The organism is Sphingomonas phyllosphaerae, from assembly GCF_029623345.1.
Lineage (GTDB): Bacteria > Pseudomonadota > Alphaproteobacteria > Sphingomonadales > Sphingomonadaceae > Sphingomonas > Sphingomonas phyllosphaerae_C.
In genome coordinates, this window is sequence record NZ_JAPYKH010000009.1 from 92,087 (window position 1) to 116,822 (window position 24,736).

The 24,736-nt window shown below is 65.3% G+C and carries 27 protein-coding genes and 1 pseudogene; 20 read left to right on the plus strand and 8 right to left on the minus strand.

All coding sequences use genetic code 11. The annotated features are described in order from the left end of the window. Positions 1–77 precede the first annotated feature (77 nt). Positions 78–794, minus strand: a complete 717-nt coding sequence (locus QBJ89_RS10815; RefSeq protein WP_277980523.1) for an IS6 family transposase — start codon at positions 792–794, stop codon at positions 78–80. A 218-nt stretch (positions 795–1,012) separates the two neighbouring features. Continuing rightward, positions 1,013–1,423 carry a MerR family transcriptional regulator gene (locus tag QBJ89_RS10820; RefSeq protein ID WP_277980524.1) on the minus strand — a complete coding sequence of 137 codons (411 nt, stop codon included), beginning with the start codon at positions 1,421–1,423 and terminating at the stop codon, positions 1,013–1,015. 69 nt (positions 1,424–1,492) lie between these two features. Here QBJ89_RS10820 and QBJ89_RS10825 point away from each other — a divergent pair, with 69 nt between their 5' ends. The 7 genes and pseudogenes from QBJ89_RS10825 to QBJ89_RS10855 all read left to right on the plus strand — a co-directional run bounded on the left by QBJ89_RS10825 (position 1,493) and on the right by QBJ89_RS10855 (position 9,919). After that, positions 1,493–2,155, plus strand: coding sequence for a cation transporter (locus QBJ89_RS10825; protein ID WP_277980578.1), 663 nt, complete (start codon positions 1,493–1,495; stop codon positions 2,153–2,155). 19 nt (positions 2,156–2,174) lie between these two features. Further along, the gene (locus QBJ89_RS10830; protein WP_277980525.1) at positions 2,175–2,510 is read left to right on the plus strand and encodes a hypothetical protein; all 336 of its coding nucleotides are present in this window, start codon (positions 2,175–2,177) and stop codon (positions 2,508–2,510) included. A 61-nt stretch (positions 2,511–2,571) separates the two neighbouring features. Further along, entirely contained in the window at positions 2,572–3,837 is a 1,266-nt protein-coding gene (locus QBJ89_RS10835; RefSeq protein WP_277980526.1) for a TolC family protein, read from the plus strand. Continuing rightward, a complete protein-coding gene (locus QBJ89_RS10840; RefSeq protein ID WP_277980527.1) occupies positions 3,834–5,006 on the plus strand; it encodes an efflux RND transporter periplasmic adaptor subunit in 1,173 nt (390 codons plus the stop codon). The genes QBJ89_RS10835 and QBJ89_RS10840 overlap by 4 nt, the downstream gene beginning before the upstream one ends. Before the next feature lie 3 nt (positions 5,007–5,009). Continuing rightward, positions 5,010–8,237, plus strand: coding sequence for an efflux RND transporter permease subunit (locus QBJ89_RS10845; protein WP_277980528.1), 3,228 nt, complete (start codon positions 5,010–5,012; stop codon positions 8,235–8,237). Positions 8,238–8,247: 10 nt separating this feature from the next. Next, positions 8,248–9,222 (plus strand): annotated as a pseudogene (locus QBJ89_RS10850) (cation diffusion facilitator family transporter). Between the two features lie 10 nt (positions 9,223–9,232). Next, complete coding sequence (locus QBJ89_RS10855; protein ID WP_277980529.1) at positions 9,233–9,919, plus strand: ZIP family metal transporter; 687 nt, start codon at positions 9,233–9,235, stop codon at positions 9,917–9,919. A 214-nt stretch (positions 9,920–10,133) separates the two neighbouring features. On the opposite strand, the gene QBJ89_RS10860 is transcribed toward QBJ89_RS10855, so the two are convergent. Both QBJ89_RS10860 and QBJ89_RS10865 read right to left on the minus strand, forming a co-directional pair. After that, on the minus strand, positions 10,134–10,517 hold the full coding sequence (locus QBJ89_RS10860; RefSeq protein ID WP_151989797.1) for a MerR family DNA-binding protein: 384 nt from the start codon (positions 10,515–10,517) through the stop codon (positions 10,134–10,136). Next, positions 10,514–12,775, minus strand: coding sequence for a heavy metal translocating P-type ATPase (locus tag QBJ89_RS10865; RefSeq protein ID WP_431522529.1), 2,262 nt, complete (start codon positions 12,773–12,775; stop codon positions 10,514–10,516). Before QBJ89_RS10865 ends, QBJ89_RS10860 begins: the two co-directional genes overlap by 4 nt. A gap of 415 nt (positions 12,776–13,190) precedes the next feature. Here QBJ89_RS10865 and QBJ89_RS10870 point away from each other — a divergent pair, with 415 nt between their 5' ends. Then, the gene (locus QBJ89_RS10870) at positions 13,191–13,523 is read left to right on the plus strand and encodes a four-helix bundle copper-binding protein (protein ID WP_277980531.1); all 333 of its coding nucleotides are present in this window, start codon (positions 13,191–13,193) and stop codon (positions 13,521–13,523) included. Positions 13,524–13,554: 31 nt separating this feature from the next. Here the strand turns inward: QBJ89_RS10870 and copD are convergent, their stop codons facing one another. Then, positions 13,555–14,484: a copper homeostasis membrane protein CopD gene (gene copD, locus QBJ89_RS10875; RefSeq protein ID WP_277980532.1), complete on the minus strand. Its 930-nt coding sequence runs from the start codon at positions 14,482–14,484 to the stop codon at positions 13,555–13,557. 2 nt (positions 14,485–14,486) lie between these two features. Further along, complete coding sequence (gene copC, locus QBJ89_RS10880; protein ID WP_277980533.1) at positions 14,487–14,858, minus strand: copper homeostasis periplasmic binding protein CopC; 372 nt, start codon at positions 14,856–14,858, stop codon at positions 14,487–14,489. A 119-nt stretch (positions 14,859–14,977) separates the two neighbouring features. Here copC and QBJ89_RS10885 point away from each other — a divergent pair, with 119 nt between their 5' ends. From QBJ89_RS10885 to QBJ89_RS10925, 9 genes are all read left to right on the plus strand, one after another. Continuing rightward, positions 14,978–15,250, plus strand: coding sequence for a hypothetical protein (locus QBJ89_RS10885; RefSeq protein ID WP_248524738.1), 273 nt, complete (start codon positions 14,978–14,980; stop codon positions 15,248–15,250). Next, positions 15,247–15,687 (plus strand): periplasmic heavy metal sensor, encoded by a 441-nt coding sequence (locus tag QBJ89_RS10890; RefSeq protein ID WP_248524737.1) that lies wholly within the window; start codon positions 15,247–15,249, stop codon positions 15,685–15,687. Before QBJ89_RS10885 ends, QBJ89_RS10890 begins: the two co-directional genes overlap by 4 nt. Continuing rightward, on the plus strand, positions 15,684–16,277 hold the full coding sequence (locus QBJ89_RS10895; RefSeq protein ID WP_126720306.1) for an RNA polymerase sigma factor: 594 nt from the start codon (positions 15,684–15,686) through the stop codon (positions 16,275–16,277). Before QBJ89_RS10890 ends, QBJ89_RS10895 begins: the two co-directional genes overlap by 4 nt. A 45-nt stretch (positions 16,278–16,322) precedes the next feature. Then, complete coding sequence (locus QBJ89_RS10900) at positions 16,323–18,299, plus strand: copper resistance system multicopper oxidase (protein WP_093330615.1); 1,977 nt, start codon at positions 16,323–16,325, stop codon at positions 18,297–18,299. After that, positions 18,296–19,510, plus strand: coding sequence for a copper resistance protein B (locus tag QBJ89_RS10905; protein ID WP_431522530.1), 1,215 nt, complete (start codon positions 18,296–18,298; stop codon positions 19,508–19,510). Before QBJ89_RS10900 ends, QBJ89_RS10905 begins: the two co-directional genes overlap by 4 nt. Before the next feature lie 35 nt (positions 19,511–19,545). Continuing rightward, positions 19,546–20,256, plus strand: coding sequence for a PepSY domain-containing protein (locus QBJ89_RS10910; RefSeq protein WP_277980580.1), 711 nt, complete (start codon positions 19,546–19,548; stop codon positions 20,254–20,256). After that, positions 20,256–20,846: a DUF305 domain-containing protein gene (locus QBJ89_RS10915; protein WP_277980534.1), complete on the plus strand. Its 591-nt coding sequence runs from the start codon at positions 20,256–20,258 to the stop codon at positions 20,844–20,846. Before QBJ89_RS10910 ends, QBJ89_RS10915 begins: the two co-directional genes overlap by 1 nt. 81 nt (positions 20,847–20,927) lie before the next feature. Next, the gene (locus tag QBJ89_RS10920) at positions 20,928–21,302 is read left to right on the plus strand and encodes a DUF305 domain-containing protein (RefSeq protein ID WP_277980535.1); all 375 of its coding nucleotides are present in this window, start codon (positions 20,928–20,930) and stop codon (positions 21,300–21,302) included. Positions 21,303–21,360: 58 nt separating this feature from the next. Continuing rightward, positions 21,361–21,801: a DUF411 domain-containing protein gene (locus tag QBJ89_RS10925; RefSeq protein ID WP_248524732.1), complete on the plus strand. Its 441-nt coding sequence runs from the start codon at positions 21,361–21,363 to the stop codon at positions 21,799–21,801. Positions 21,802–21,835: 34 nt separating this feature from the next. On the opposite strand, the gene QBJ89_RS10930 is transcribed toward QBJ89_RS10925, so the two are convergent. Beyond that, the gene (locus tag QBJ89_RS10930; protein WP_056025225.1) at positions 21,836–22,039 is read right to left on the minus strand and encodes a hypothetical protein; all 204 of its coding nucleotides are present in this window, start codon (positions 22,037–22,039) and stop codon (positions 21,836–21,838) included. A gap of 64 nt (positions 22,040–22,103) precedes the next feature. Between QBJ89_RS10930 and QBJ89_RS10935 the strand changes: the two genes are divergently transcribed. Then, positions 22,104–22,319 (plus strand): hypothetical protein, encoded by a 216-nt coding sequence (locus QBJ89_RS10935; RefSeq protein WP_248524731.1) that lies wholly within the window; start codon positions 22,104–22,106, stop codon positions 22,317–22,319. A 146-nt stretch (positions 22,320–22,465) separates the two neighbouring features. Here the strand turns inward: QBJ89_RS10935 and QBJ89_RS10940 are convergent, their stop codons facing one another. Beyond that, positions 22,466–23,233 carry a glutaredoxin gene (locus QBJ89_RS10940; protein WP_248524730.1) on the minus strand — a complete coding sequence of 256 codons (768 nt, stop codon included), beginning with the start codon at positions 23,231–23,233 and terminating at the stop codon, positions 22,466–22,468. A gap of 63 nt (positions 23,234–23,296) precedes the next feature. Between QBJ89_RS10940 and QBJ89_RS10945 the strand changes: the two genes are divergently transcribed. Together QBJ89_RS10945 and QBJ89_RS10950 are read left to right on the plus strand one after the other, a co-directional pair. After that, on the plus strand, positions 23,297–23,704 hold the full coding sequence (locus QBJ89_RS10945; RefSeq protein ID WP_056454901.1) for a MerR family transcriptional regulator: 408 nt from the start codon (positions 23,297–23,299) through the stop codon (positions 23,702–23,704). 696 nt (positions 23,705–24,400) lie between these two features. Next, on the plus strand, positions 24,401–24,733 hold the full coding sequence (locus tag QBJ89_RS10950) for an ArsR/SmtB family transcription factor (RefSeq protein WP_093330653.1): 333 nt from the start codon (positions 24,401–24,403) through the stop codon (positions 24,731–24,733). Positions 24,734–24,736: the final 3 nt, after the last annotated feature.

The window sequence follows — 24,736 nt, forward strand, 5'->3', positions numbered from 1 at the left end:
GACGGCTAAGGCGGGTGCTGTCAGTCTAACGCGAACTCGTCTCTACACGATGCACCTCGCCCTTCGTCTGCACCGACTCAGCTGGCGAGCGCCTGCCACTGAGCTAGCGCCGCAGAGCGGCGCTGCTTGTAGGTCTGGCGATCGACGAGGTGGCGTTCGTGGTTGAAGTGGTTGTGGACGTTGGCGTGGACTGAGGCGAACTTCTGTAAGGTGCGCATCTGCCGGAACCGCAGCATCGCCCGCTCTCGTCGCCTGAACGGCAGGTGCGAGTTCTCGACCCGGTTATTGGCCCAGCGACCAACCTCCTGCTTCTCGCGGGCGCCGAGCTCAGACAGAGCAGCGCCGTAGGAGCGCAGACCGTCGGTGGTGATCGCCTCGGGCGAGCCGTGGCGCTTGAGCGCCCTCTTCATGAACGCGAGCGCTGCCTTCTTGTCACGGGCCTTGGTGACGTAGCTCTCGAGGATCTCACCCTCGTGATCGACGGCCCGCCACAAGTAGACCATCTCGCCGTTCAGCTTCACGTACATTTCGTCCAGATGCCAGCGCCAGTGGCGGAAGCCCCGCATGCGGCTCACCCGCTGACGCCGCACCTCGCCCGCGAACAGCGGGCCGAACCTGTTCCACCACAGCCTGACCGTCTCATGGCAGAGGTCGATCCCGCGCTCAAACAGAAGGTCCTCTACGTTCCGCAGCGACAGCGGGAAGCGCACGTACATCAGCACCACCAACCGGATCACCTCAGGCGACGAGTTGAAGTAGCGGAACGGCGAGGCTGGCTTGCGCGGGCGGGGCATGCCCCTCCCCTACCGCGGCGAGCGCCGGAAGTGCATTAGCTTTGACAGAGCCACCGCCGCTCATATGGCGCTTTGTGTTCATTCAGGCTCTAGACCCGCGCCGTGACCCATCCAGTCCGGCTGAAAGGGACCCTGATTGAACGCGAAAACTGTCGCATTCGGATCGTTCAGTAAGGGTATTCCCACCTTGCGCAGTAAAGCTGTGCAGGGTGAAACGGTCAGCAGGGATCACTTGGGCCCAAGGCTTCGATGATCCTGCAATCGGCCACGGTGTTTCGGCTACAGGAGTCGATCAGCGCGTCCAGCTCGCCAGCGAGGGCCGTCAGATCGGCAATTTTCCGCGTAATCGCATCCCGGTGCTGGTTGGCGATCACGTCCACGGCCATGCAGGATTGTTCCCGACGATCGGCGAGCCCCATCAACTCGCGTACCTGATCGATCGAGAAGCCAAGATCGCGCGCCCGGCGGATAAAGGACAAGCGCCGCAGATGCTCGCCCTCATAGGTCCGGTAATTGCCGGTCGACCGCGCTGGTGCCGGCAGCAAGCCGATCTGTTCGTAATAGCGGATCGTCTCGACCTTGGTGCCCGTCGCTGAGGCCAGCTTTCCGATCGTCAGTTTCTCAGACACAGTGCTTGACCCTCTAGCGACTAGAGGGTGCATATAGGCTGCCAGATCGATTCTATCGAGGTGGCGAAGATGGCCTGCACAAGCTGCGCGTCCGACAAGGCGGGCACCCTCAACGACCCGAGATGGCGGCGCGCGCTGTGGATCGCGCTCGCCATCAATGGCGGTATGTTCGCGGTCGAGATCGTCGCCGGGATCACGGGCGGGTCGAAAGCGCTCCAGGCCGACGCGCTCGATTTCTTTGGTGATGCCGCAAACTACGCGATCAGCTTGGGCGTCGCCGGGATGGCGATAGCTTGGCGCGCGCGGGCAGCGATGCTGAAGGGAGCGACGCTTGCTGTGCTCGGGCTCTATGTCCTACTCGCGGCCGGCTGGGGTGCGCTTCACGGCACCGTACCCCATGCCGAGGTCATGGGCATCGTTGGGGTCGCGGCGCTCATTGCAAACCTGCTGGTCGCAGTCATGCTGTACCGCTTCCGCAGCGGTGACGCGAACATGCGCTCAGTTTGGATCTGCTCGCGCAACGACGCGATCGGCAATATAGCCGTGGTGCTGGCCGCAGGCGGCGTCTTCGGTCTGAACAGCGCCTGGCCCGATCTTGCGGTGGCTGCATTGATGGCGGTGCTCGGTCTGTCGGGCGGCTTTCAGATCATGCGACAGGCGCGTGCCGAACTGCGGTCCGGTTTCACGCCTGCCCCTTCCACTTACAGGCAGCCGTTACATGGCAATCGGTAAGCTGCTAAGGCGAAGGCCGATGCACCGGCTCTCCGCCTTGTTCCTTTGTCTCATGCTCATGCTGTCGCTTGGGCTGGGATCGGTCGCGCACGCGACCGAAGGTGTGAGATGCGTCGATTCTACCTCCGCCAGCTCGCTCGAACATAGCGATGGCGACGGGGACCAAGTTCCGGCCGACGCCGACAAGGCCTACCCGCACCATCATGGCGGATGCCACGGCCATCATATCGGCGTGCCGTTCGAGCCCAATCTTGCTGCTTCTCTGAGTGCCCTCCCTATGGCGCCGCTCGCGTGGAACCACGATCCGATGGCACCAGTGCCTTCGGACCCAGCCCTGCGACCTCCCCAAGCCTGACGAGCCTAATCCGCCGGGAGCTTCCCGAGCGGCTTCCCAGGTCCGTCAGGAGTTCGTCACCATGTTCCGTATTATCGCGGCCTTATTGGCCGTGGCGTCGTGCGCATCGATCGCGCACGCGCAATCGTCCGAGCCAGCATCGACCAGTCCCCCGCTCACGCTTGATCGGGCGTTGGCGCTCGCCGGTGCAACTGCCCCTAGCCTTGAAGCAGCCACGGCAGGGGTGCGGGCCGCCGAGGCGGGGCGTACCGTCGCAGGCTATCGCCCCAACCCGTCAATAGTCGCCGAGACCGAGAACATCGCCGGCAGCGGCCAATACCGGGGCCTCCGCAGTGCGGAGACGACAGCTGGCCTGGCGCTTCCGATCGAGCTTGGGGGCAAGCGCTCGGCCCGGATCGCGGTCGCTGACGCGATCGGCAACCGGGCGCGGATCGGAACGGCGCTGGCCGAGGCCGATCTCCGCCTTGCCGTCACCCAGCTCTACATCCAGGCAACATCGGCCGAACGCCGCCTCGTCACAGCCCGCGAACAGGCCGGCATCGCCCGGGAGGCGCTACGCGCAGCCGGTGTCCGCGTGCAGGCGGGACGTGCGTCACCGCTCGAACAGCAGCGTGCCGATGTGCTGCGCATCAATGCAGAGACGGCCGTCGAGCGTGCCCAGCGCCTTGCCGAAGTGGCGCGGGACAATCTCGCGCGCCGGATCGGCCAGCCCGTGACCGGCCCGCTGGACCTCGCATGGTATGATCGTGTCGAGGGCTTCGGACCGGCAAGGCCGATCGAACCCGCCGGCACGCTGGCGCTGGCCGCCGCCCGCGCCGACGCAACGACGGCCGAGGCACAGGTGCGGCTCGCTCGATCGCAGCGCGTTCCCGATGTGACGTTGAGCGCGAGCGCACGACGGCTCGAGGCGACCAACGACGTCGCCGCCGTATTTGGGGTGTCCATCCCCTTCCCCGTCTTTAACAACGGCAAGGCAGCCGTCGCCCAGGCGCGCGCGCAGAGCGATCAAGCGCAGGCCGTGCGGCGTGCCGCCGAGCTGGACGTCGCCCAGGACATCGCGAACGCTCAGGCGGAGGTGGCCAATGCCGCCACGTCCGCACGCAATGCGAGCGGCCCGGTGCTGGCGTCGGCTGCCGAGGCGGCTCGCATTGCCCGGATCGGCTACCGCGAGGGCAAGTTCGGCCAGCTCGACTTGCTCGATGCCGAGCGGACCCTGTCCGAGACGCGCACCGCCGCGATCGACGCACTCGCCACCTATCACGACGCAAAGGCACGCCTGGAACGGCTCGTTGCCGCCGCGCCCTCCCCCGAGGAAACCATCCAATGACGAAGATCATCATGCGGACGCTGGCGCCCGTGACCCTGGCCCTCATCCTTGCCGGATGCGGTGGAGCCGGCAGCAATGGTGAAGCCGGCGAAAAGGCCGGAGCCGAAAAGTCGGAAGGTGCCGAGGCCAGCGAGACCAAGGAAGGTCCGAAGGATGTCGTCACCTTGTCCGCGCAGCAGATTGCGGATGCCGGCATCGAGGTCACGCGGCCAACGGTAGGTGGCGTCGCCGGTGCGATCGAGCTTTCGGCGACCATCGAGGGCGATCCGCAGGGCGTGCAGGTGGTGTCGGCGTCGGTGGGCGGGCGTCTCGTCTCACTGACCCGCAATCTCGGACAAACCGTCGGCCGCGGCGATCCGCTCGCCATCATCGAGAGCCGCGAAGCCGCGTCACTCAAGGCGGAGGTCGAAGCCGCTCGGGCTCGTGCCGCCCTCGCGCAATCGAACCTTCGTCGCGAGCAGCGCCTGTTTGCTGAGCGCGTCTCGCCGGAACAGGATCTTGTCGCGGCGCGTACCGCAGCGACGGAAGCCAGTATCGCACTTCGCTTGGCGCAGCAGCAATTGTCCGCGACCGGCAGCGGGGGCGGTGCGCTCAACCGCATCGCGGTGCGCTCGCCGATCGCCGGCCAAGTCATCGCGCGCTCGGCGACGCTCGGGCAGACGGTCGCGGCCGACGCCGAGCTTTTCCGGGTCGCCAACCTATCCAAGGTCACGGTCGCGACTTCGCTGGTGCCCAGCGATGCGGGCCGGGTAAAGCCCGGTGCGCGTGTCGAGGTGACAGCGACGGGTCGCCGCCAGGAAGGGCGCGTCACGTTCGTCTCCCCCGTTCTGGACGAGACGACGCGCTTGGTGCCGGTGATTGTCACCCTCGACAATGCCGGCAGCACATGGCGCGTCGGCGAGACGGTCAATGTGTCGATCCTGGTGCCCGCAAGCGGGGACCGCACCGTCGCCGTGCCCTCGGCCGCGGTTCAGATGATCGAGGACAAGTCGTTCGTGTTCGTGCGGACCCCGACCGGGTTCCGGGCGACGCCGGTGACATTGGGGCGCACCAACGGCGGTCAGGTCGTCGTCACGTCCGGGCTCACCGGCTCGGAGCGTATCGCCTCCACCAACAGCTTCACGCTCAAGGCCGAACTCGGCAAGGGCGAAGGCGGGGACGAGGACTGAGCCATGATCGGTCGCATCGTCACCCTCTCCGTCGAGAAGCGTTGGCTTGTCCTGCTTCTCACCGTCGCCGCGGCTCTGCTCGGCATCGGCGCGCTGCGCCAGCTCCCGATCGACGCCGTTCCCGACATCACCAACAACCAGGTGCAGATCAACGTCGTCGCCCCTGCCCTCTCCCCCGATCAAATCGAGAAGCAGGTCGCGTTCACGGTTGAGACCGCGCTCGCTGGCATCCCCGGCCTTGAATATACTCGTTCGCTCAGCCGCAACGGGTTCGCCCAAGTCACGGCCGTCTTTAATGAAAAGACCGATATCTACTTTGCCCGACAACAGGTGGCCGAGCGGCTGCGGACTGCGGAGGAAGATCTTCCCGAGGGCGTAAACCCCGAAATGGGGCCGATCGCAACCGGACTCGGTGACATCTTCATGTGGACCGTCGAGTACCGCGAGCTGGATCAGGTTCGCCATCGCAACGGCGAGCCTGGGCTGCAACGGGACGGCAGCTACATCACGCCTGAAGGCGATCACCTCGTCAGCGAGGCCGACAAGGCGACCTACCTCCGCACCGTTCAAGACTGGATCGTCACGCCTCAGCTCAAAAGCACCGAAGGACTGGCGGGGGTCGACTCCCTTGGCGGATACACCAAGGAATATCTCGTTGTTCCCGACGTGCAGCGCATGGCTGCCATGCGGCTGACGCTGCAGGACCTCACCACTGCGTTGGAGCGCAATAACACCAGCGCCGGTGCCGGTGTCGTCAATCGCAACGGCGAAGGACTGGCCGTCCGATCCGATGGGCGGGTGCGCAATGCCGACGAGCTTGCCCGCACCGTAGTCGCCACCCGGGAGGGTGTGCCGATCCTGCTCAACCAGATCGCGACCATTCGAACGGGTCAAGCACTCCGCATGGGCTCGGCGTCCGAGAACGGCCACGAAGTGGTAGTCGGGACCGCCGTCATGCGGATTGGCGAGAATAGCCGCACCGTTTCAACGGGGGTGGGCGAACGGCTGACGCAGATCGGGCGCTCGTTGCCGGTCGATGTGGTCGTGAAGCCCGTGATGAACCGGACCGAGCTGGTAAACTCCACCATTTCGACGGTTGCCCGCAATCTCGCCGAAGGCGCGCTGCTGGTCATCGTCGTCCTGTTCGCCCTGCTCGGCAACTTCCGCGCGGCGCTGATCGCGGCTCTCGTCATCCCGATCACGATGCTGCTCACCAGCATCGGCATGTTGAAGGCGGGCGTCTCGGCCAATCTGATGAGCCTCGGCGCGCTCGATTTCGGCCTAATCGTGGACGGTGCGGTCATCATCGTCGAGAACGCATTACGGCGTCTCGCCGAAGCTCAGCATGGGCGCGACGGCGAGCTGACGATGGAACAGCGGCTCGGGTTGGTCGCAGCGTCAGCCCGTGAGATGATCCGACCGTCCGTCTACGGGCAGGCGATCATCATCCTCGTTTATGCGCCCTTGCTCACCTTCACCGGGGTCGAGGGCAAGATGTTCGAGCCGATGGCGCTCACCGTCATCATCGCGCTCGTGTTCGCCTTCATCCTGTCGCTGACCTTCGTGCCCGCGGCGATCGCCATCTGGCTGAGCAAGCGGGTGGAGGAGAAGGAGAGCCGGGCCGTGACGTTCCTCCGGCAGCGCTACGAACCGGGGCTCGACGCCGCGATGCGCCGCCCGACGCTCACCATCGGCGTCGCAATCGGCGCACTGGCGCTTGCCGGTGTCGCCTTCACCACGCTGGGACAGGAATTTTTGCCACAGCTCGATGAGGGCAACATCCTCGTGCAGGCCGTGCGCATCCCCGGCACGTCGGTCGATCAGAGTCAGGCCATGCAGTTCCAGGTCGAGAAGGCATTGGCCAAGGCGCCGGAGGTTCGCTTCGCATTCTCGCGCACGGGCACGTCCGAGATCGCGTCGGACCCAATGCCGCCGAACGCGACGGACACCTTCGTCATCCTGAAACCGAAGGCGGAATGGCCGGACCCCGGCCTCTCCAAGGAAGAGCTGGTGGAGCGCTTGGAAAAGCGTCTCTCCACCCTTCCGGGTAACGCGTACGAGATCACGCAGCCCATCCAGATGCGTTTCAACGAGCTGATCGCGGGCGTCCGCGGGGATATCGCAATCAAGGTGTTCGGCGACGACTTCGGCGAGATGAACGCGACCGCGGATCGGATCGCCGGCATTCTGCGCCGGACTCAGGGTGCCGCAGACGTGCGGGTCGAGCAGACCGAAGGCCTGCCGATGCTCGACATCCGGCCGAACCGCACCGCAATGTCGCGCGTCGGCGTAACCGCCGGCGACGTGCAGGACACGGTCGCCGCTGCCATCGGCGGACGACAGGCCGGCGTGATCTTCGAGGGGGATCGCCGCTTCCCCGTCGTCATCCGAATGGCGGAAAGCTCTCGGTCGGACCTGACGGCCGTTGCCCAGGTGCCGGTGCCGACTTCGGGGGGCGGCTTCGTGCCGCTGTCGACCGTGGCGGATATTGCCGTTGTCGACGGACCGAACCAGATCAGCCGGGAAAACGGAAAACGGCGCGTGGTGGTGCAGGCGAATGTGCGCGACCGTGACGTGGCGGGCGTGGTCTCAGACGCCCGCGCGGCGATCGATGCTCAAGTGAAGCTGCCGGCAGGAACGTACCTCGAATGGGGCGGTCAGTTCGAGAACTTGGCATCGGCCCGTGATCGCCTCGCACTCGTGGTGCCGATCTGCTTCGTAGTCATTATGCTGCTACTCTACGGGGCGCTAGGCTCGGTTCGAGACGCACTGATCGTGTTCACCGGCGTCCCCCTGGCGCTGGTGGGCGGTGTGCTGGCGCTGGTGCTGCGGGGGATGCCGTTCTCCATTTCCGCGGCCGTGGGCTTCATCGCACTATCGGGTGTCGCAGTCCTCAACGGGTTGGTGATGGTGTCCTCCATCCACGATCTGATGCGTGACGGCGTGGAACGCGCCGTCGCGGCGCATCAGGGAGCGCTTGCCCGGCTCAGGCCAGTCGCCATGACCGCGCTGGTCGCGTCGCTCGGGTTCGTGCCGATGGCGCTGGGACACGGCGCCGGTGCGGAGGTGCAGAAGCCCCTCGCGACCGTCGTCATCGGGGGCCTGATCTCGGCGACGTTGCTGACGCTGTTCGTGCTGCCGACGCTCTACGCCCGCTTCGGCGCGCGCACGCTGCCGGCCCCGTCGGACGGCCATCTCGAACTCCCTCCTCTTCCCGCTTCGGCGCGTTGAAAGGCAGCTCATGCACGATCATGCAGCGGGCGGTGATGCCCATGACCATAGTGAACCGGGCGGTCACGACCACGGCCACGCTCACGGGGGGCATGGGCACAGCCACGCCCCCCGTGAGCGTTGGCAAGGCGTTCGCGATCGGCACTGCCCTCAATCTCGGCTTTGTCATCATCGAGGCCGGTTACGGCGTCGCGTCGGGGTCGATGGCGCTGCTGGCAGATGCCGGCCACAATCTGAGCGACGTACTGGGCCTACTGATCGCTTGGGGCGCGGCGACGCTGGGTAAGCGTCGCCCTGGCGGCAAATACACCTATGGCTTCCGCAGCTCGTCAATCCTGGCGGCGTTCCTGAACGCGCTACTACTGCTCGTGGCGATCGTCGTAATCGCGGTGGAAGCGATCCGTCGCTTTTCCGAGCCAGCTCCGGTTGCGGGCGGCACGGTGATGATCGTCGCGGCGATCGGCATCGTCGTCAACACGGCGACTGCGCTCCTGTTCATGTCGGGGCGCAAGGGCGACCTCAATATCAAGGGCGCGTTCCTCCACATGGCGGCCGACGCCGCGGTGTCGGCCGGCGTCGTGGTGGCAGGCTTCATCATCGTGAAGACCGGGCTCACTTGGATCGACCCGGTGACGAGCCTCGTCATCGTTGCGGTAATCGCGATCGGGACGTGGGGGCTGCTGCGCGATTCCGTGAACATGAGCCTTCAGGCCGCACCCCCGGCCTCGACCCCGAGGAGATCGGCAGTTTCTTGCGCGGACGCGAGGGCGTGCAGGAGATCCACGATCTCCACGTCTGGCCGATGAGCACGACCGAGACGGCACTGACCGTGCATCTGCTCGTCCCGGGCGGCTATCCCGGCGACGCCTACACGGCCGGCGTCGCGGCAGCGCTGAAGGAAAAGTTCGGAATCGATCACGCGACGATCCAGATCGAGACCGATCCGGGGACGCCGTGCGTGCTCGAATCCGACAAGACCGTTTGAGGGGGTGGCGATGCAGGCCGTAGCCTTCACCCTGATCCCGGTCGCGGCCGTGCTGCTCAGTTCGCTGGTCGCCGTTACCAGACGACCGAGCGAAGCCGTCGTAAGCGCCATGCAACATCTGGCGGCAGGCGTGGTGTTCGCCGCTGCCGCGGTCGAAATCCTCCCCCAGGTGATGCACGAAGGCTCGCCCATCGCGACGTTCATCGGTGGGGCAATCGGCATTATCGTCATGCTATCGCTCAAGGCGATCGAGAGCCGCGCCAAGGGACCGATTGCCATGCTCGCCGCGGTCGGCGTCGACATTCTGATCGACGGGCTGGTGCTGGGGCTGGCGTTCGTCGCAGGCGGCAAGGCGGGTCTGCTGCTCACCATCGCCTTAACCCTCGAGGTGCTGTTCCTCGGGTTGACCGTGACGACCGAACTCGGCGAGACGGTTAGATCAAAGGCCCGCATCGTGGCGATCACGGTGGGGATTGCATTGCTGCTTCCGATCGGCGCTGCGCTGGCGACGCCCGTGGCTCTGTTCCCGCCCGTCGTGATTGCCGGGTTCCTGAGTTTCGGGCTCATGGCGCTCCTCTACCTGGTGACTGAGGAGCTGCTGGTTGAGGCGCACGAGAAGCCCGACACGCCGCTTATCAGTGCCATGTTCTTCATCGGCTTTTTGGGGCTGCTCCTGATCGAGGAGATCTTGGGCTGACCGGTCAGCGGGGAGCACGCTGGACGGAGGAGGCCGATGCCGAGCTACGCCGGCGTGTGACGGCCAGACAGACTATCGCACAGATCTCGCGCGAGATGGGACGAACGATGGACGCGATCCGCGGTCGGGCGGCAACTTTGCGGATCACGCTACGCTCTTCGCAACGACCGTGGCGGGACGGCGTTTCTCGTCGCCCAAGCGAGTAGCCGCGACCCTATGCTTCCATACGGCGAAGGATCGGGCAGTCCGGTCGATCATCCCCGTGGCAGCGGTTCACCAGGTCCAGCAGCGTCGATCGCATAGCTTCGAGCGTAGCCGCCTTACGCCCAAGTTCATCGGCGCGCGCCTGGGCCAGCATCTTTACTTCGCTGCTCGAACGGCTGCGATCCGACCAGAGGCCGAGGAGTGTGCGGATCTCCTCGATCGGGAACCCCAGATCGCGCGCATTGGCAATGAAGCGCAGCCGGTGAACATCGGCCTCTGAATAATCCCGGTAGCTTCCGCGCCGAGGCGGCGCAGGCACCAGGCCAATCTTCTCGTAGTGGCGGATCATGCGCTGAGAGACGCCGCTGGCGTCCGACGCCGTTCCGATGTTCACAACTTCACCGCGTTGAGCCGCAGCGCGTTCAGAACGACAGTGAAAGACGAGAGCGCCATCGCCGCACCGGCTAGCATCGGCGAGAGCAGAATGCCGGCGACGGGATACAGCACCCCGGCCGCAACCGGCACGCCGATGCCGTTGAACAAGAACGAGAAGAACAGGTTCTGGCGGATATTGCGCATCGTCGCGTGGGCGAGCTTGCGCGCTCGCACGATCGCCGACAGGTCGCCGCGCGTGAGCGTCATGCCGGCGCTTTCGATCGCCACGTCCGTTCCCGTGCCCATCGCCAGGCCCACGTCCGCAGCGGCAAGCGCCGGGGCGTCATTGATGCCGTCGCCGGCCATCGCGACCTTGGCGCCGCTTGCCTTCAGCTCGCCGATGATGCGCGCTTTGTCTTCCGGCCGCAGATCGGCGCGCACGTCATCGAGGCCGCCTACCGCGCGCGCGACCGCATCGGCGGTCCCACGATTGTCGCCGGTGAGCATGACAACGCGCAAGCCCTCTTTGCGAAGTGCGGCAATGGCGTCGCGTGCCGATGCCCGCACCGGATCGGCGACCGCCAGCAAGCCAGCGAGCGCCCCATCGATCGCGACCAGGATGACACCTGCGCCCTCGCTACGATGATGATCAGCAGCGGCATCGACCGGCTTGGGATCAGCGCCGATCCGGTTCATTTGCGCGGCGTTGCCGATTACGACCGAGCGGCCGTCGACCTTTGCGCTGACACCCAGGCCGGTTTGCGAGGCGAAGTCCGCGACCGTGCCGAGCTGCAATGCCCGCTCCTTGGCGGCAACGACGATCGCGTGAGCGAGCGGGTGTTCGGATTGCCCTTCGACGGCCGCGGCAAGCGCGAGCATGTCGTTTTCCGCTACTGCGCCGACCGTCTCGACCGCGACCAGCTTAGGCTTGCCTTCCGTGAGCGTGCCCGTCTTGTCGATGACGAGCGTATCGACCTTCTCTAGCCCCTGTAAGGCTTCCGCATTCTTGACCAGCACCCCGGCTGTCGCGCCGCGCCCGGTGCCGACCATGATCGACATGGGTGTGGCGAGCCCGAGCGCGCACGGACAGGCGATGACCAGCACGGCGATAGCGTTGAGCAGGGCATGGCCCATGCGCGGCTCAGGGCCGACTAGCGACCATACCACGAACGTCACCACCGAGATCAGCACGACCAGCGGCACGAACCAGCCCGACACCCGATCGGCGACCGCCTGAATCGGGGCGCGGCTGCGCTGCGCTTCGGCGACCATGCGGACGATCCGCGCCAGCATCGTATCCGCACCGACGGCGCGGGCTTCCATAACCAGGCTACCCGTGCCGTTGACGGTGCCCCCCGTGACGGCCGCCTCTACTTCCTTGAGGACCGGTGCAGGCTCGCCGGTGAGCATGGATTCATCGACCGACGAACGGCCTTCGACCACCACGCCATCGACAGGAATCGCTTCGCCGGGACGGACCCGCAGCCGATCGCCAGCGGCGACGTCAGCAAGGCCGACTTCTTCCTCCGAGCCGTCAGTTCGCAACCGTCGGGCTGTTTTGGGAGCGAGATCCATGAGGGCGCGTATCGCGCGCCCCGTCGCCGCCCTGGCGCGCAGTTCGAGCACCTGCCCGAGCAGCACCAGCGTCACCACGACGCCGGCGGCCTCGTAATAGATCGGGACCATCCCTCCGTGCATCCGAAACGTCGCGGGGAACAGGCCCGGCGCGAGCGTCGCGACCACGCTGTAGAGGAAGGCCGCGCCGACCCCGATCGCGATCAGCGTGAACATATTGAGATGGCGGGTTCGGATCGAGGTCCATCCTCGCTCAAAAAACGGCAAGCCCGCCCACAACACGATCGGCGCGGTAAGCGCGAGCTGGACCCACGGCGAGGCCGCAGGACTGACGACATTGAGGCCGAGCATCTCGGCAAACATCGAAACGACGAGGAGCGGGATCGTCAGTGCGCCGGCCACCCACAGCCGGCGTGTGAAATCGACCAGCTCGGGGTTGGGTGTGTCGTCGAGCGATGGTTCTTCGGGCTCGAGCGCCATGCCACAGATAGGGCACGTGCCCGGCCCCTCCTGGCGGACTTGCGGGTGCATCGGGCACGTCCACATCGCGCCCGGCGTCGCTGTTGGCTCAGGTTTTGGCTTATCGCCGAGATAGGCGTTCGGATCAGCCACGAACTTGGTCCGGCACCCGGCGCTGCAAAAATGGTATTCATTGCCGGCGTGCTCAGCATGGTGCGCCGTTTTCGCCGGATCGACCGTCATGCCGCACACCGGGTCCGCTACCTTGGTCGCTTCGCCGGGCCCCTTGGGTCCCGAACAGCAGCCAGCCATTTTGCCGGCCTGTTCGACTGGCACTGACGCGGTAGAGGCCCCAGAGCAGCATGAAGCGGGCTCGGCAGCCGGCTCGGCTGACTTTGCTGAGCAGCCGCAACCCCCGGTATGGGCATGAGAATGAGGATCGTTCATGGCGTAACTCCTTCGACCCGAAGGCATGTAGGGTCTGACACCGTGTCAGGGTCAAGGCCAGGTCGAGCTTAACCCGCGACAGTGCGGCCAAGCCGCCTCATATGAGCTACGCGGCCGAAGGCGTTGCCCCTCGAAAAGGGCCAAGCAGGCGAGGGAAAGTGCGACCTGGCGCGTATCCCCTTTAGGGCGGGGATAAGACGGAGAATGACCGATGCATCAGATGGACCCCGCGATGAAGGCGTGCATGGACGCCTGCCACGAATGCCATATCACCTGTCTTCATATGGCGATGAACCACTGCCTTGAGGCAGGTGGGAAGCACGCCGAGCCGCAGCACATGAAAATCATGGCCGATTGCGTGCAGATTTGCGCGGTCGCGATCGACTTCATGGCCCGCAAATCCGAACACCATCGTCATATCTGCCGCGAGTGCGCCGAGATTTGCCGGGCGTGCGCGGCGAGTTGCGAAGGGCTCGCCGGCATGGAGGATTGCGTCGCGGCCTGTAACCGTTGCGCCGAGGAATGCGAGAAGATGGCCGCCTGAGCGAGGCGGGCGGCATTCGGCCGCCCGCCCCTCACATCGCCGAAGCGGGCGGTTCGAGTGTTCCCAGCCATGCGACGAGCGCCAGGATCGCCACTGCGCAGCTCGCCTCAACTGCGAGGCTGCGCCGCAGGGCGCGAAGCGCGCCATAATGATCGACCGCGGTGATCGAGCGCTCGAACGCCGGCGTAAGCCGAAAGCGGTTGAACGACGCAAGCGCGAGCATCGCGCCGAAGAGGGCGAGCTTGGCGATCAGAAGCTGGCCGTAGACCGTAGCTGTGAGGTTCGGCAGATTGGCGAGGCCGACCAGCAACCAGGCATTGACGATCCCGGTGACGGCGATCGTGCCGACCATTATCGTGCCCACCAAGCCAAACCCGTGCAGTGCGCGGTGCGTCAGCGTCAGATGGGTGGCATCGACGCGACCAACCGGCCGGGCGACGAGAAGCACGAGCCCGAGCAGGGCGCCGGCCCAGGCCCCGCCCGCAAGCAGGTGGAGAATGTCGGCGCCCAGATGCACCCAGCCAACAGCGCCCTCGTCCATCGCGCCGTGCCCCGTCCAAGCAAGCGTGGCGAGCGCCACGCCCGCAGCGAACGCCACCAGGCCGAGCAGAGCCGCGCGACCGGCTGCCACGAGGGCCGCGATCAACGCCACCGCGAGCGCAGCCATGCGCGCTTCCCACGCGGCGCCCGTCGCGGACCCGGAGAGGAGCATCCCGATCGCCTCCCGATCGATCGGCCAGGCCGGCGCCCCGGCCATCGCCGCCGCCAGCAGCGCGAGGGCGATCCCGGAGAACAGGAGGCTGAGCAGGCCGCTTCCGACGAGCCAGGGGCGCAAGGCGAGCGCGTCGGCGCGCTCGCCCGCTTTGAGGCCGTAGAGACTGAAGGCCGACAGGCCGAACAATCCGCTCAGCGTTGCATAGAGCGCGAAGCGAACCGCGATCAGCGGCCAGTCGGTCTCCACCCTTACTTGACCGCGAAGGCGAAGTTTCCGGCTACCCGGTGAGTGTCGACCGAGACCACGTGCCACGCGACGCTGTAGCGGCCCGCGGCGAGCGGCGCCTTGGGCGTGACGATGAGCGTGCGGCCATCATCGGCGACCCCGGCTGCAGCCGCGACCTTCATGGGCGGGTGCGCGGCGCCGCCATGCGCTGTCATCATCAGGTCCGCGCCCGAAAACTTCGGCATCAGCTTTTCGCTGAACCGAAGCGCGAGACGCGCTGGCTTGGTGACAGTCGCGTTCGGCGCCGGTGAGGCGGACAGCAACTTAGGGTGAGCCTGAGCGGCGCTGGCGAGCCCGAGGATGGCAAGGGCGGCAGGGACTAGGGCGCGACGCATGAGGTTACTCCGTGATGTTCTGTCCATTCTACGCGGCACAGTCGCGTAACCCTCACGCGACCGATGAGGGATGATGGGCAGCGCTGCGTAACCAGTGTTAGAGGGGCGGAGTGGAAAACATGGATGATCTGGACAGTGCGTTGGCGAGATTGGCGGGAGCACCTGTTCCGGCCGCGCTGGACGACGTCGAAGCACGTGTTCTCGCCCGCATCGGCACCCGGCCGGTCGTGCGACAGGCCGGGCTCGGCTTCGGTGTGGTGACGGTCGCGGCATTGGCGATCGGCATGATCGGTGCCGAGTTGCCGGCGACCGCGAGCCCCGCGGTGTCGCTCGCACCGCTCGGTGGGGCTTCGCCGCTCGCACCCTCGACTTTGCTGATAGGCGAGCCGTGACCTCGACCAAGCGCGTCATTCTGTGTGTCGTCCTCGCCTTTGTTGCGGCGATCGGAGGCGTGTTCGTCGGACGTGCGCTGTTGCCCCATCCCAAGCAGCCGGGCACCGCGCTGCACGAGGTACTGCACCACAAGCTCGCGCTCGATGCCGATCAGCAGGCAAAGCTGAAGGTTCTGGAGGACCGGTTCGCGGTGCAACGGCGCGCTCTCGAGCTGGAGTTGCGCGCGACCAATGCCCGGCTCGCCGAGGCGATCGAGGCCGAGCACGGCAACGGCCCGCGGGTCACGGCCGCGGTCGATCAGAGCCATGCCGCGATGGGCGAGCTGCAGAAGGCCACGTTGGCGCATATCTTCGCCATGCGGCAGCTTCTGCGGACCGATCAGACCTCCCAGTTCGACGACGCGGTGGTGAAGGCGCTCACCGACGGCCAGGGGTGAGCCTCGATTGGACCACGCTGTCCGATGGCGAGCTGGCGACGCTCAGCATCGCGGGTCGGCAGGCCGCTTTCGCCGAAATCGTGCGACGCTACCAACAGCCGGTGTTCCGGCTCGCGCGGGCATGCGTCGGCGAACCCGACGAAGCGCTCGATCTGGTGCAGGAGACGTTCGTGGCCGCACACCAGGCCCTCCCGCGCTACGACGGGCAGCGCGCCATGAGAGCGTGGCTTTCGACGATCGCGATCAACAAATGTCGTGACTGGGCGCGAAAGCGCACGGTGCGCCGGTTCTTCTCCTTCGCGGCCCCCATCGATCATCGGGCTGAAGCTGTGGTGGACGATCAGGTGGCGATCGACGACGGCGCAGCCGACCGCCAGGAGCTGGACCGGGTAACAAAAGCCATTTCCGCTCTGCCCATGAATCTAAAAGAGGCTCTGGTGCTGCGCACCATCGAGGGTTTGAGCCAAGCCGAAACCGCCGACGTGCTGGGGATCAGCCAGAAGGCTGTCGAAACCCGCCTCTACCGTGCCCGCTCGCGCCTCCTCGAAAAGTTGAACACTGAACAAGGGATCGGCGTGCGGGACGCGTAGAAGGTGTGAAACGGGCCGGTCGCGGCCCACCTTCGAGGAGCTTTCATGTCGCGCGTTCTCGACCGCCGCCAAGTGCTGCGCGGTGCCACCCTAGCCGGAAGCGGCCTTGCTCTGTCGGCCTATATGCCGGCGTGGGCGCAGCCGGTGTCCGCGGGCATCGCCAAGCCGTTGCCGACAGTTTCGGGCGACGACATTACGTTAAAGATCGCTCACCAGATGATGATGATCGACGGACGGCAGAGCCACGCGATCGGCATCAACGGCACCGTGCCCGCTCCGCTCATCCGCTTGCGCGAGGGGCAGAACGTCCGCCTTCATGTCATGAACGAGCTGGACGAGGAGACGTCAATCCACTGGCATGGGCTGTTGGTGCCCTTCCAGATGGACGGTGTGCCCGGCATCAACTTCCCGGGCATCCCCGCGCGCTCGACCTTCACCTACGAGTTCCCGATCATCCAGAGCGGCACCTACTGGTATCACAGCCACTCGGGGCTCCAGGAGCAGGAGGGGCACTACGGGCCGATCCTGATCGACCCCAAGGACCCCGACCCGGTGCAGTTCGATCGCGAGCACGTCATCGTACTGTCTGATCACAGCTTCCAGCACCCGCACTACCTTTTCGACCGCCTGAAGAAGGAGTCGGGCTACTTCAACCGCCAGCGCCAGACTCTAAGCGGGCTGCTGGCGGGCAAGGATCAGCCGCTGAAAGAGCGGCTGATGTGGGGCAAGATGCGGATGGACCCCGCCGACGTCGCCGACGTGACCGCCTCGACCTACACCTACTTGGTCAACGGCTACGGTCCGAAGGATAACTGGACCGCGTTGTTCCGGCCGGGCGAGCGGGTGCGGCTTCGCTTCATCAACGCGTCGTCCATGACGACCTTCAACGTCCGCATTCCCGGCCTGCCGATGACGATCGTCGCGGCCGATGGGTTGAACGTGCGCCCCGTTCAGATCGACGAGTTCCAGTTCGGTCCGGCCGAAACCTATGATGCGATCGTCACGCCGCCCGACATGCGTGCCTACACGCTGGTGGGCGAAAGCGTCGACCGGTCCGGCATGGCGCGCGCGACTCTCGCACCCCGCGAGGGCATGGCGGCAGAAGTCCCGCCGCTCCGCAAGCGGCCGCTCGCGACCATGAAGGACATGGGCATGGGCGGCCATGACATAAGCACCATGGATCACGGTTCCATGAAGGGCATGGGGAGCGGTACGACCAGTGCAGAGGCCGGATCGATGGCGGGCATGGACCACAGCACGATGGACCATGGAGCGGGTGCCGGTTCGATGCAGGGCATGGACCATTCCCAGATGAACCATGGCGCGGCCGGCGCTGCTGCTGGCGCCATGGCCGGGATGACAGCGCCGCAAGGTCAGAGCGGCGCAAAGGCCGGGATGGCTCACGGGTCCGGCGCGATGCCGGGCATGGCGGATGGGCAGTCGATGGCCGGGATGGACATGGGCGACATGAACATGCGCGACTTCTCGAAGGCCCCCGGCGTGAAGAAGGGTCCGGGCGTCCAGACCATCTCGGCTATGCCCGTCGATCGCACCGGCGAGCCAGGTCAGGGACTGGAGAACGTCGGGCACCGCGTGCTGACCTATCGCGATCTTGTTGCCCTAGACCGCAATCCCGACACCCGGGCTCCCGAGCGCGAGATCAAGCTCCACCTTACCGGCAACATGGAACGGTACATGTGGGGCTTCGATGGCGAGAAGCTGTCGGAGAGTCCCGATCCGATCACCCTGCTGCACGGGGAGCGGGTGCGTGTCACCCTCATCAATGACACGATGATGGGGCACCCCATCCATATCCACGGTCACTTCTTCGACCTGGTGACGGGGAAAGGCGCGTACGCGCCCCGAAAACATACCGTGCTCGTCCAGCCAGGTGGCACGGTGAGCTGGGACGTGACAGGCGAGGAAGGCGATTGGGCGTTCCACTGCCACATGCTCTACCACATGCACGCAGGCATGATGCGCGTCGTCCAGGTCCGCAAGGCCGGGGAGGCGGCAGCGTGAACCGGTCGCTCCTTCTCGCCGGCCTTGCCTCGGCAGTCGTCGCCAGCCCCGTGTTCGGGCAGGGCATGGATCATTCCATGCACAACATGCCGGGGATGACCATGCCGGCAAAGCCCGCGGCCAAGGCGACCTCCAAGCCCGCGCGGAAAGCAGCCGCGAAACCTGCGGCCAAACGGAAGGCCCCTGTTCGGCGTAAGGCTCCCCGTCGCGCCCCGGCCGCACAGGCTCCGACCGCCGATCCGCAAGCCGGTCACGACATGAGCGGAATGCAGGGGATGAACATGGGCGGGCAGCAGCCCGCGCCCGCCCAGGATCCGCACGCCGGCCACGACATGTCCGCTATGCCCGGAATGGGCTCCCCGGCAGCAGCGGGGCAGGACCCGCATGCCGGGCATGACATGAGCGCGATGCCCGGTATGGCGATGGAGGGTAATCAGGCAGGCGCCAAGGTCGGGACCGATCTTCCTCCCGGCAACAAGCCTGCTCCCGCGCCGTCCGGCGATCATCTCGCCGATCGCTTCTGGGGAACGGATACCATGGCCAACTCCCGCGAGAACGACTTGCGGCGCGAGCATGGCGGGATGACCTACTACCAGGTGCTCTTCAATCTCGCGGAGTATCAGGCTCGCAAGGGAAGTGACGGCTACCGTTGGGATGGCGAGGCTTGGATCGGGGGCGACATCAATCGGCTCTGGCTGAAGTCGGAGGGCGAAGGCGGCTTCGGCAAGTCGCTGGAGAGTGCCGAGGTGCAGGCGCTCTACAGCCACGCCCTTGATCCCTATTGGAACCTCCAGGCCGGCGTCCGCTACGACTTCAAGCCCAATCCGTCGCGCACCTATGCGACGATCGGGATAGAGGGCCTGGCCCCCTACCAGTTCGAAGTGGAGGGCGCGCTGTTCCTCTCCGACAAGGGTGACGTGCTCGCCCGCGCCGAGGGCTATTACGACCAGCGCATCACCAACTACTTCGTTCTCCAGCCCAGGGTGGAGGCCAACTTCGCGGCCCAGGACGTGCGGGAGACCGGGATCGGCTCTGGGCTTACGGACCTGGAGGCCGGTTTGCGGCTCCGCTACGAGGGCCGCCGTGAGTTCGCGCCCTATATCGGCGTGTCATGGGAACGGCAGTTCGGCGACACGGCGCGCTTCTCGCGGGCGCGGGGTGACGACACGGGCGGCTTCAGCTTCGTCGCCGGCGTGAGGACCTGGTTCTGAGCCCGCGGCTCCGCCTCCACCTTGGAGCGAGCAAGATCCACCGCTGGCTTGCTCTTCTGATCGGCGCGCAGGCGATCGTCTGGTTCACCAGCGGCCTTGTGATGAGCCTGCTCCCCATCGACACCGTGCATGGCGATCACCGGATCGAACGGAACGCCGAGCCGGCGCTGTCGAGCACCCAAGGGTTCGCGCCGATGCCTACCTTGCTTGCGTCGGCAGGAGCGCCGGTCCGCCAGCTTCAGCACCGCATGCTGCTCGGGCGGCCGATCGTCGAGGCACAGCTTGTGGATGGTCAAATTCGTCTGCTGGACGCCCGCACGGCTGCGCCGCTTCCGCCACTGGATGCCCGGGTGGCAGGGACGATCGCTCAAAAGGCGTACCGAGGGGATGGTGTGCCCGCGCCCACCATCGAGCGGATCGAACGAGCCAGTATCGAGTATCGCGGAGCCTTGCCGGCATGGCGTGCCTCGTTCGCCGACGATGACGCCACCCGCATCTATGTAGCGGCGGAGACGGGGCGGGTCGCATCAGTCCGGACAGGAACGTGGCGGCTGTACGACTTCTTCTGGGGCCTCCACATCATGGATTGGACGGAGCACGAGCGGTTCAACACACCGTGGCTCAACGCTTTCGCCGCAGGCGGTCTCGTTTTCGCGGTGTCAGGCGCGATCCTTCTTTTCATGCGCTGGCCGAAACGGTCGCGCCGTAAAGCCGGGGGGCATATTTCCAGACAGGGAGTCGCGTGATGGATGACCACCAAGGCAAGATGAACATGGAAATGGGCTACGGTCGCTTCGCGGCGATGGTGGTAACCTCGACCGTTGTCATGTTCGGGCTGATGTACGTGAACGTCTATGCCCTCGGGCATATCGAGTTCAGCCAGACGCGGTTCTGGATGGCCTTCGTGATGGGCGCGACGATGGCAATCATCATGCTCCTTTTCATGTGGTCGATGTACAAGAACAAGCGGACGAATGCCGCGATTATCGGCGGTAGCATCGTAGTGTTCGCGCTCGCGCTGTGGCTCGTCCGCAGCCAGGAGACGGTGGATGACGTGAGCTACATGAAGGCCATGATCCCGCACCACTCGATCGCGATCCTGACGAGCGAGCGCGCGCACATCAAAGACCCCGAGGTGCGCAAGTTGGCCGACGGAATCATCGATGCCCAGGTTCGTGAGATCACGCAGATGAAGCGGGCCATTGCCAGGCTCGAGGCAAATCCTACGCCTGCAAATGCGCCCGAATTGCCCTCCTATCGTGACAAGCAGGTTCCCCCTCCCCCGCCTGAAACTGATGAGAGCGTCGGAGTTAATACCCTTCAGCCGATCCGCTGAATTCGATCACGGGCGTGAGGGATACGGTCGCCGCGCCCGTATCTCTCCTGTGAGCGGGGGTGTTTACGCAGGAGCGACACGATGAAGAAGATGACTGTTCTGGCCCTCGCGGCCGCACTCGGCGCCGCCCCGGCCATCGCCCAGATGCAGGGCATGGATCATTCGGGCATGAACCACGGTCAGATGATGAAGCCGACGCCGGCGAACCCCTATCCGCCTTCTGAAATGCAGATGCATCAGAAGATGATGTCGGCCATGGGCGCTGATGCGACCGAGACCTGGGTCCGCAAAATGGTCGAGCATCATCGCGGTGGCATTGCCATGTCGCAGATCGTGTTGCGCGAAACCAAGGACGCAAAGGTCCGCCAGATGGCGACCAAGACGATCGCCGAGCAGAACAAGGAAGTCGGCGAGCTGAACGCCTGGCTGCGGGCGCACGGCAAGGCTGCACAGTGATCGGCCCCCGCCCCACCGCAGGGTTTGCCTGTGGTGGGGCGACCATCTAGGAATAGACATGACCCGCATCCGCCTTCTCGCCGCTGTTGCAGCGTTCGTAATGCCGGTCGCAGCCGTGGCTGCCGGGCCGGTGCTGATGCACCGCGATCCGGGCTGCCCATGTTGCGAGAAGTGGGCGCAGCAGGTGAAGGCTCAGTTCGGTCGCGCGGTGCGCGTCGTCGATGACGCGAACCGGCCCGCGTTCATGAAGGCCCGGGGCGTGCCCGCGGACTTGGCCTCATGCCACACGGCCATCATCGACGGCATGACTTTCGAGGGTCATGTGCCAATCGCCGACATGAAGCGGGCTCTGGCAACGCACCCGAAGGGTGTGACGGGGCTCGCGGTTGCCGGGATGCCGATGGGCTCGCCGGGCATGGAGATGCCGGGCATGAAGGCCCAGCCCTACGACGTCGTTGCGTTCGGACCTGGTGGACGCAAGGTGTTCGCCCACCACTGAAAAGGAGGGAGGCGCAGACGCCTCCCTCCCCGGCTTACTTCTTGGGCATTCCGGACATGTCGTGACCGGCATGATCGCCGCCCTTCTTCATGTCCTTGCAGCAATCGCCCTTGCCGTCCTTGCAGCAATCGGCACCGTCTTTGCAGCACGCCATGTCGGCGCAGCAGGACCCGGCCGCGAAGGCTGCGGTCGGAAGGGCGAGCGCCAGCGCTGCGCCGATCAGCTTGAACTTGGTCATTAAAAATCTCCGTCGATTGAATGTGTGAAACCTGTTGGAGGGTCACGCGGCTCGTGGAGGTGGAGTGGCGGGCGGTATCAGCCACCCGTTCATGACAGGGGCCGGCGACGGCCAGGCGGCGATCGGGAACGAGGATAACGGCTCGATTCTCGCCAGGGCTTTCCCCAGGACGGCGATGCAGGGCGTCGCGCAGGCCACTTGCGGTGCCTTTTTTTTGTCCGGTGCCGAAGGGTTCTTTTCCTCGCACCCGGCCATTGCCGACGCGATCGGAGCGGCTTGAGCACTGGCTTCGCAGATCGGCCCCAGCCGGATGAGCAGCATCATCGCAAGCACGGCCAGGAAGGCCATGCGAAAGACGCTGGCAAGAGGACGAGACCCGGACTTCACGCCCACTACCGGCAGCCTTTTGGACCTGAAGTCAACGCCTCAGTGCGGCATCGAAAGCGCAGCCGGGGCAATCACCATCCATAGCGCCATGGCGACCATCATCACGTTCTCGGTCAGCGAGAGGAAGCCGAGAGGTACGTTGCTATCTCCGCCCACGCAGGCGCACTTGAGTTCGCGCTTGTCGACATAGACCGCCTTGATGACGGATACCGCACCGATTGTCCCTATGACGAGCGCGATCGGCACCGACAGCCAGGTGAGCACACCAGCGGCCATCAGCACACCCCCGACACCTTCCGCGTAGGGATAAACGTAGGAATAGGGCACCCAGCGCTTGGCGAGCAGATCGTAGTTGAGGAACATGCTCGAGAAGCTCTCGACGTTCTGAAGCTTCAGCATGGCGAGCACGCACATCGAGAAGGCGATGAACCACTCCCCGGCGCGCACCGTGAACGGCGAGCCGAAGGCAGCGTAGCTGGCCGCGAGCGCCATCAGCGCGGTCATGGCGAACACCGCGACTACGGGCCGGTAAGTGACCGCCTTGGGATCGCGCACCGCCTTGCCGAAGAAGCGGCGCAGATCGTCATAACCCCCTACCCGCTCGCCCCCGATGAAGGTCTGCGGTGTGGTCTTCACGCCGTGCTCCGCCTTGAACGCGTCGGTCTCCTCGCGCGTGCGCAGCCAATGATCCTCGACCTCGTAACCTTGACGGCGCAGCAGATCCTTGGCCTTCACGCCATAGGGGCAGGTGTGCGTCGGCATCACCATGCGATAGATCGTTGCTTTCTTGGGCGCCGCGGTCGCCATCTCACTTCTCCATCCTGTTCGCGGAACCTATATAGGGTCCGTACTATAGTACGGAGTCAAGGCATGGCGGCACTGACGATTGCGGGCCTCGCGCGTGAAGGGGACGTCGGTGTCGAGACCGTGCGCTACTATCAGCGCCGAGGTTTGCTCGATACGCCGGACCGACCCGGAGGCTCCGGCGCGAGCGGTGGTATTCGGCGCTACGGTGTCGATGACGTGCGCCGCCTCCGGTTTATCCGCTCGGCGCAGGCAGCCGGATTCACGTTGGAGCAGATCGGCGAACTGCTAGCGCTCGACGCAACCGACGATCGCGCCCGCGCACGCGAGCTTGCCAATGAGCGGATTGCGGCGCTGGACACCAAGATTCAGGAGCTTGAGCGGGTGCGCGCCTCCCTTCGCCATCTCGCGAGAGAGTGCGGAAGCGGCTCGGCCGGGCCGTGTCCGATCCTTCAAGCGTTCGATCACGCTTGAGCGTCAGGCGCGCGCCATGTGGAGCAATGAAAACCCTGTGGACCGCGCTCATTGAACCGGCCGTTCTCTGGACGGCAGCTAGCCACCCACGAGCAGTCGGTCGGCCACCAGCGACGACCTGCCGGTCGGCTCCCGACCTAAAGTCGGTCGTAGCCGAGGCACGTTGCCGATCTCCGGAGCGGGCATTCTGAACCACGGTTCTGACACACGCAAACCCTTGAGAGGCCGTGGTAGGTTCCACAGCGTCACAACCGACCGAGACTGTTGAAAAACTCGGCGAGCAGGCAGTGCGGCCACCTCACGTGTAATATGATTGCTTGCAGTTGGTCTCTTTTACACAAGATGTTGTGACAGTCGGGGCTATACGAAAATAATATTCCTCGAACCAGCGCCCCTTCCAAGCCAAAGCGACTTTTTCAACAGCCTCAACCGGTTTTGGAACCATGTCCTAATCGTCAGTTGGCGGGGTGGGGCGTACTGGTCTTGAAAGGCCACGAAGGCGACGCTGGCGATTTTGGCGCGACGCTTCCTTGACGGCTTGGGGGTCATCCAAATCAATCATGCTGCTGGTCCTCGGGAAAGGCCGGCGCGCGAGTTGCGCCTAATATCCTGTTCCGAGCCGGAAGGCGTTGCGGGTCTAGTTTCGCTGAAATGGTCGGGTTGGCTGCCGCTTCATATATCTGCTAAGCTGGATATATGGAAAACGGTTCGGCTATCTCCACATTGGGCGCGCTTGCGCAAAGCACGCGGCTCGATGTGTTCCGCCTGCTGGTGCGCCATGAACCGGACGGCCTCGCTGCCGGCGATGTCGCCCGCCAGCTCGACGTGCCGCAGAACACCATGTCAGCGCACTTGGGCATTCTCGCCCGCGCCGGCCTAGTCCGTTCCGAACGGCATAGCCGTTCGATTATCTACCGCGCCGATCTGGACGGGCTGCGCGGGCTGATGCTGTTCCTCGTTAAGGATTGCTGCGCCGGTTCGCCTGAACTGTGCGCGCCGCTCCTGGCCGAACTCACCCCCTGCTGCTGAAAG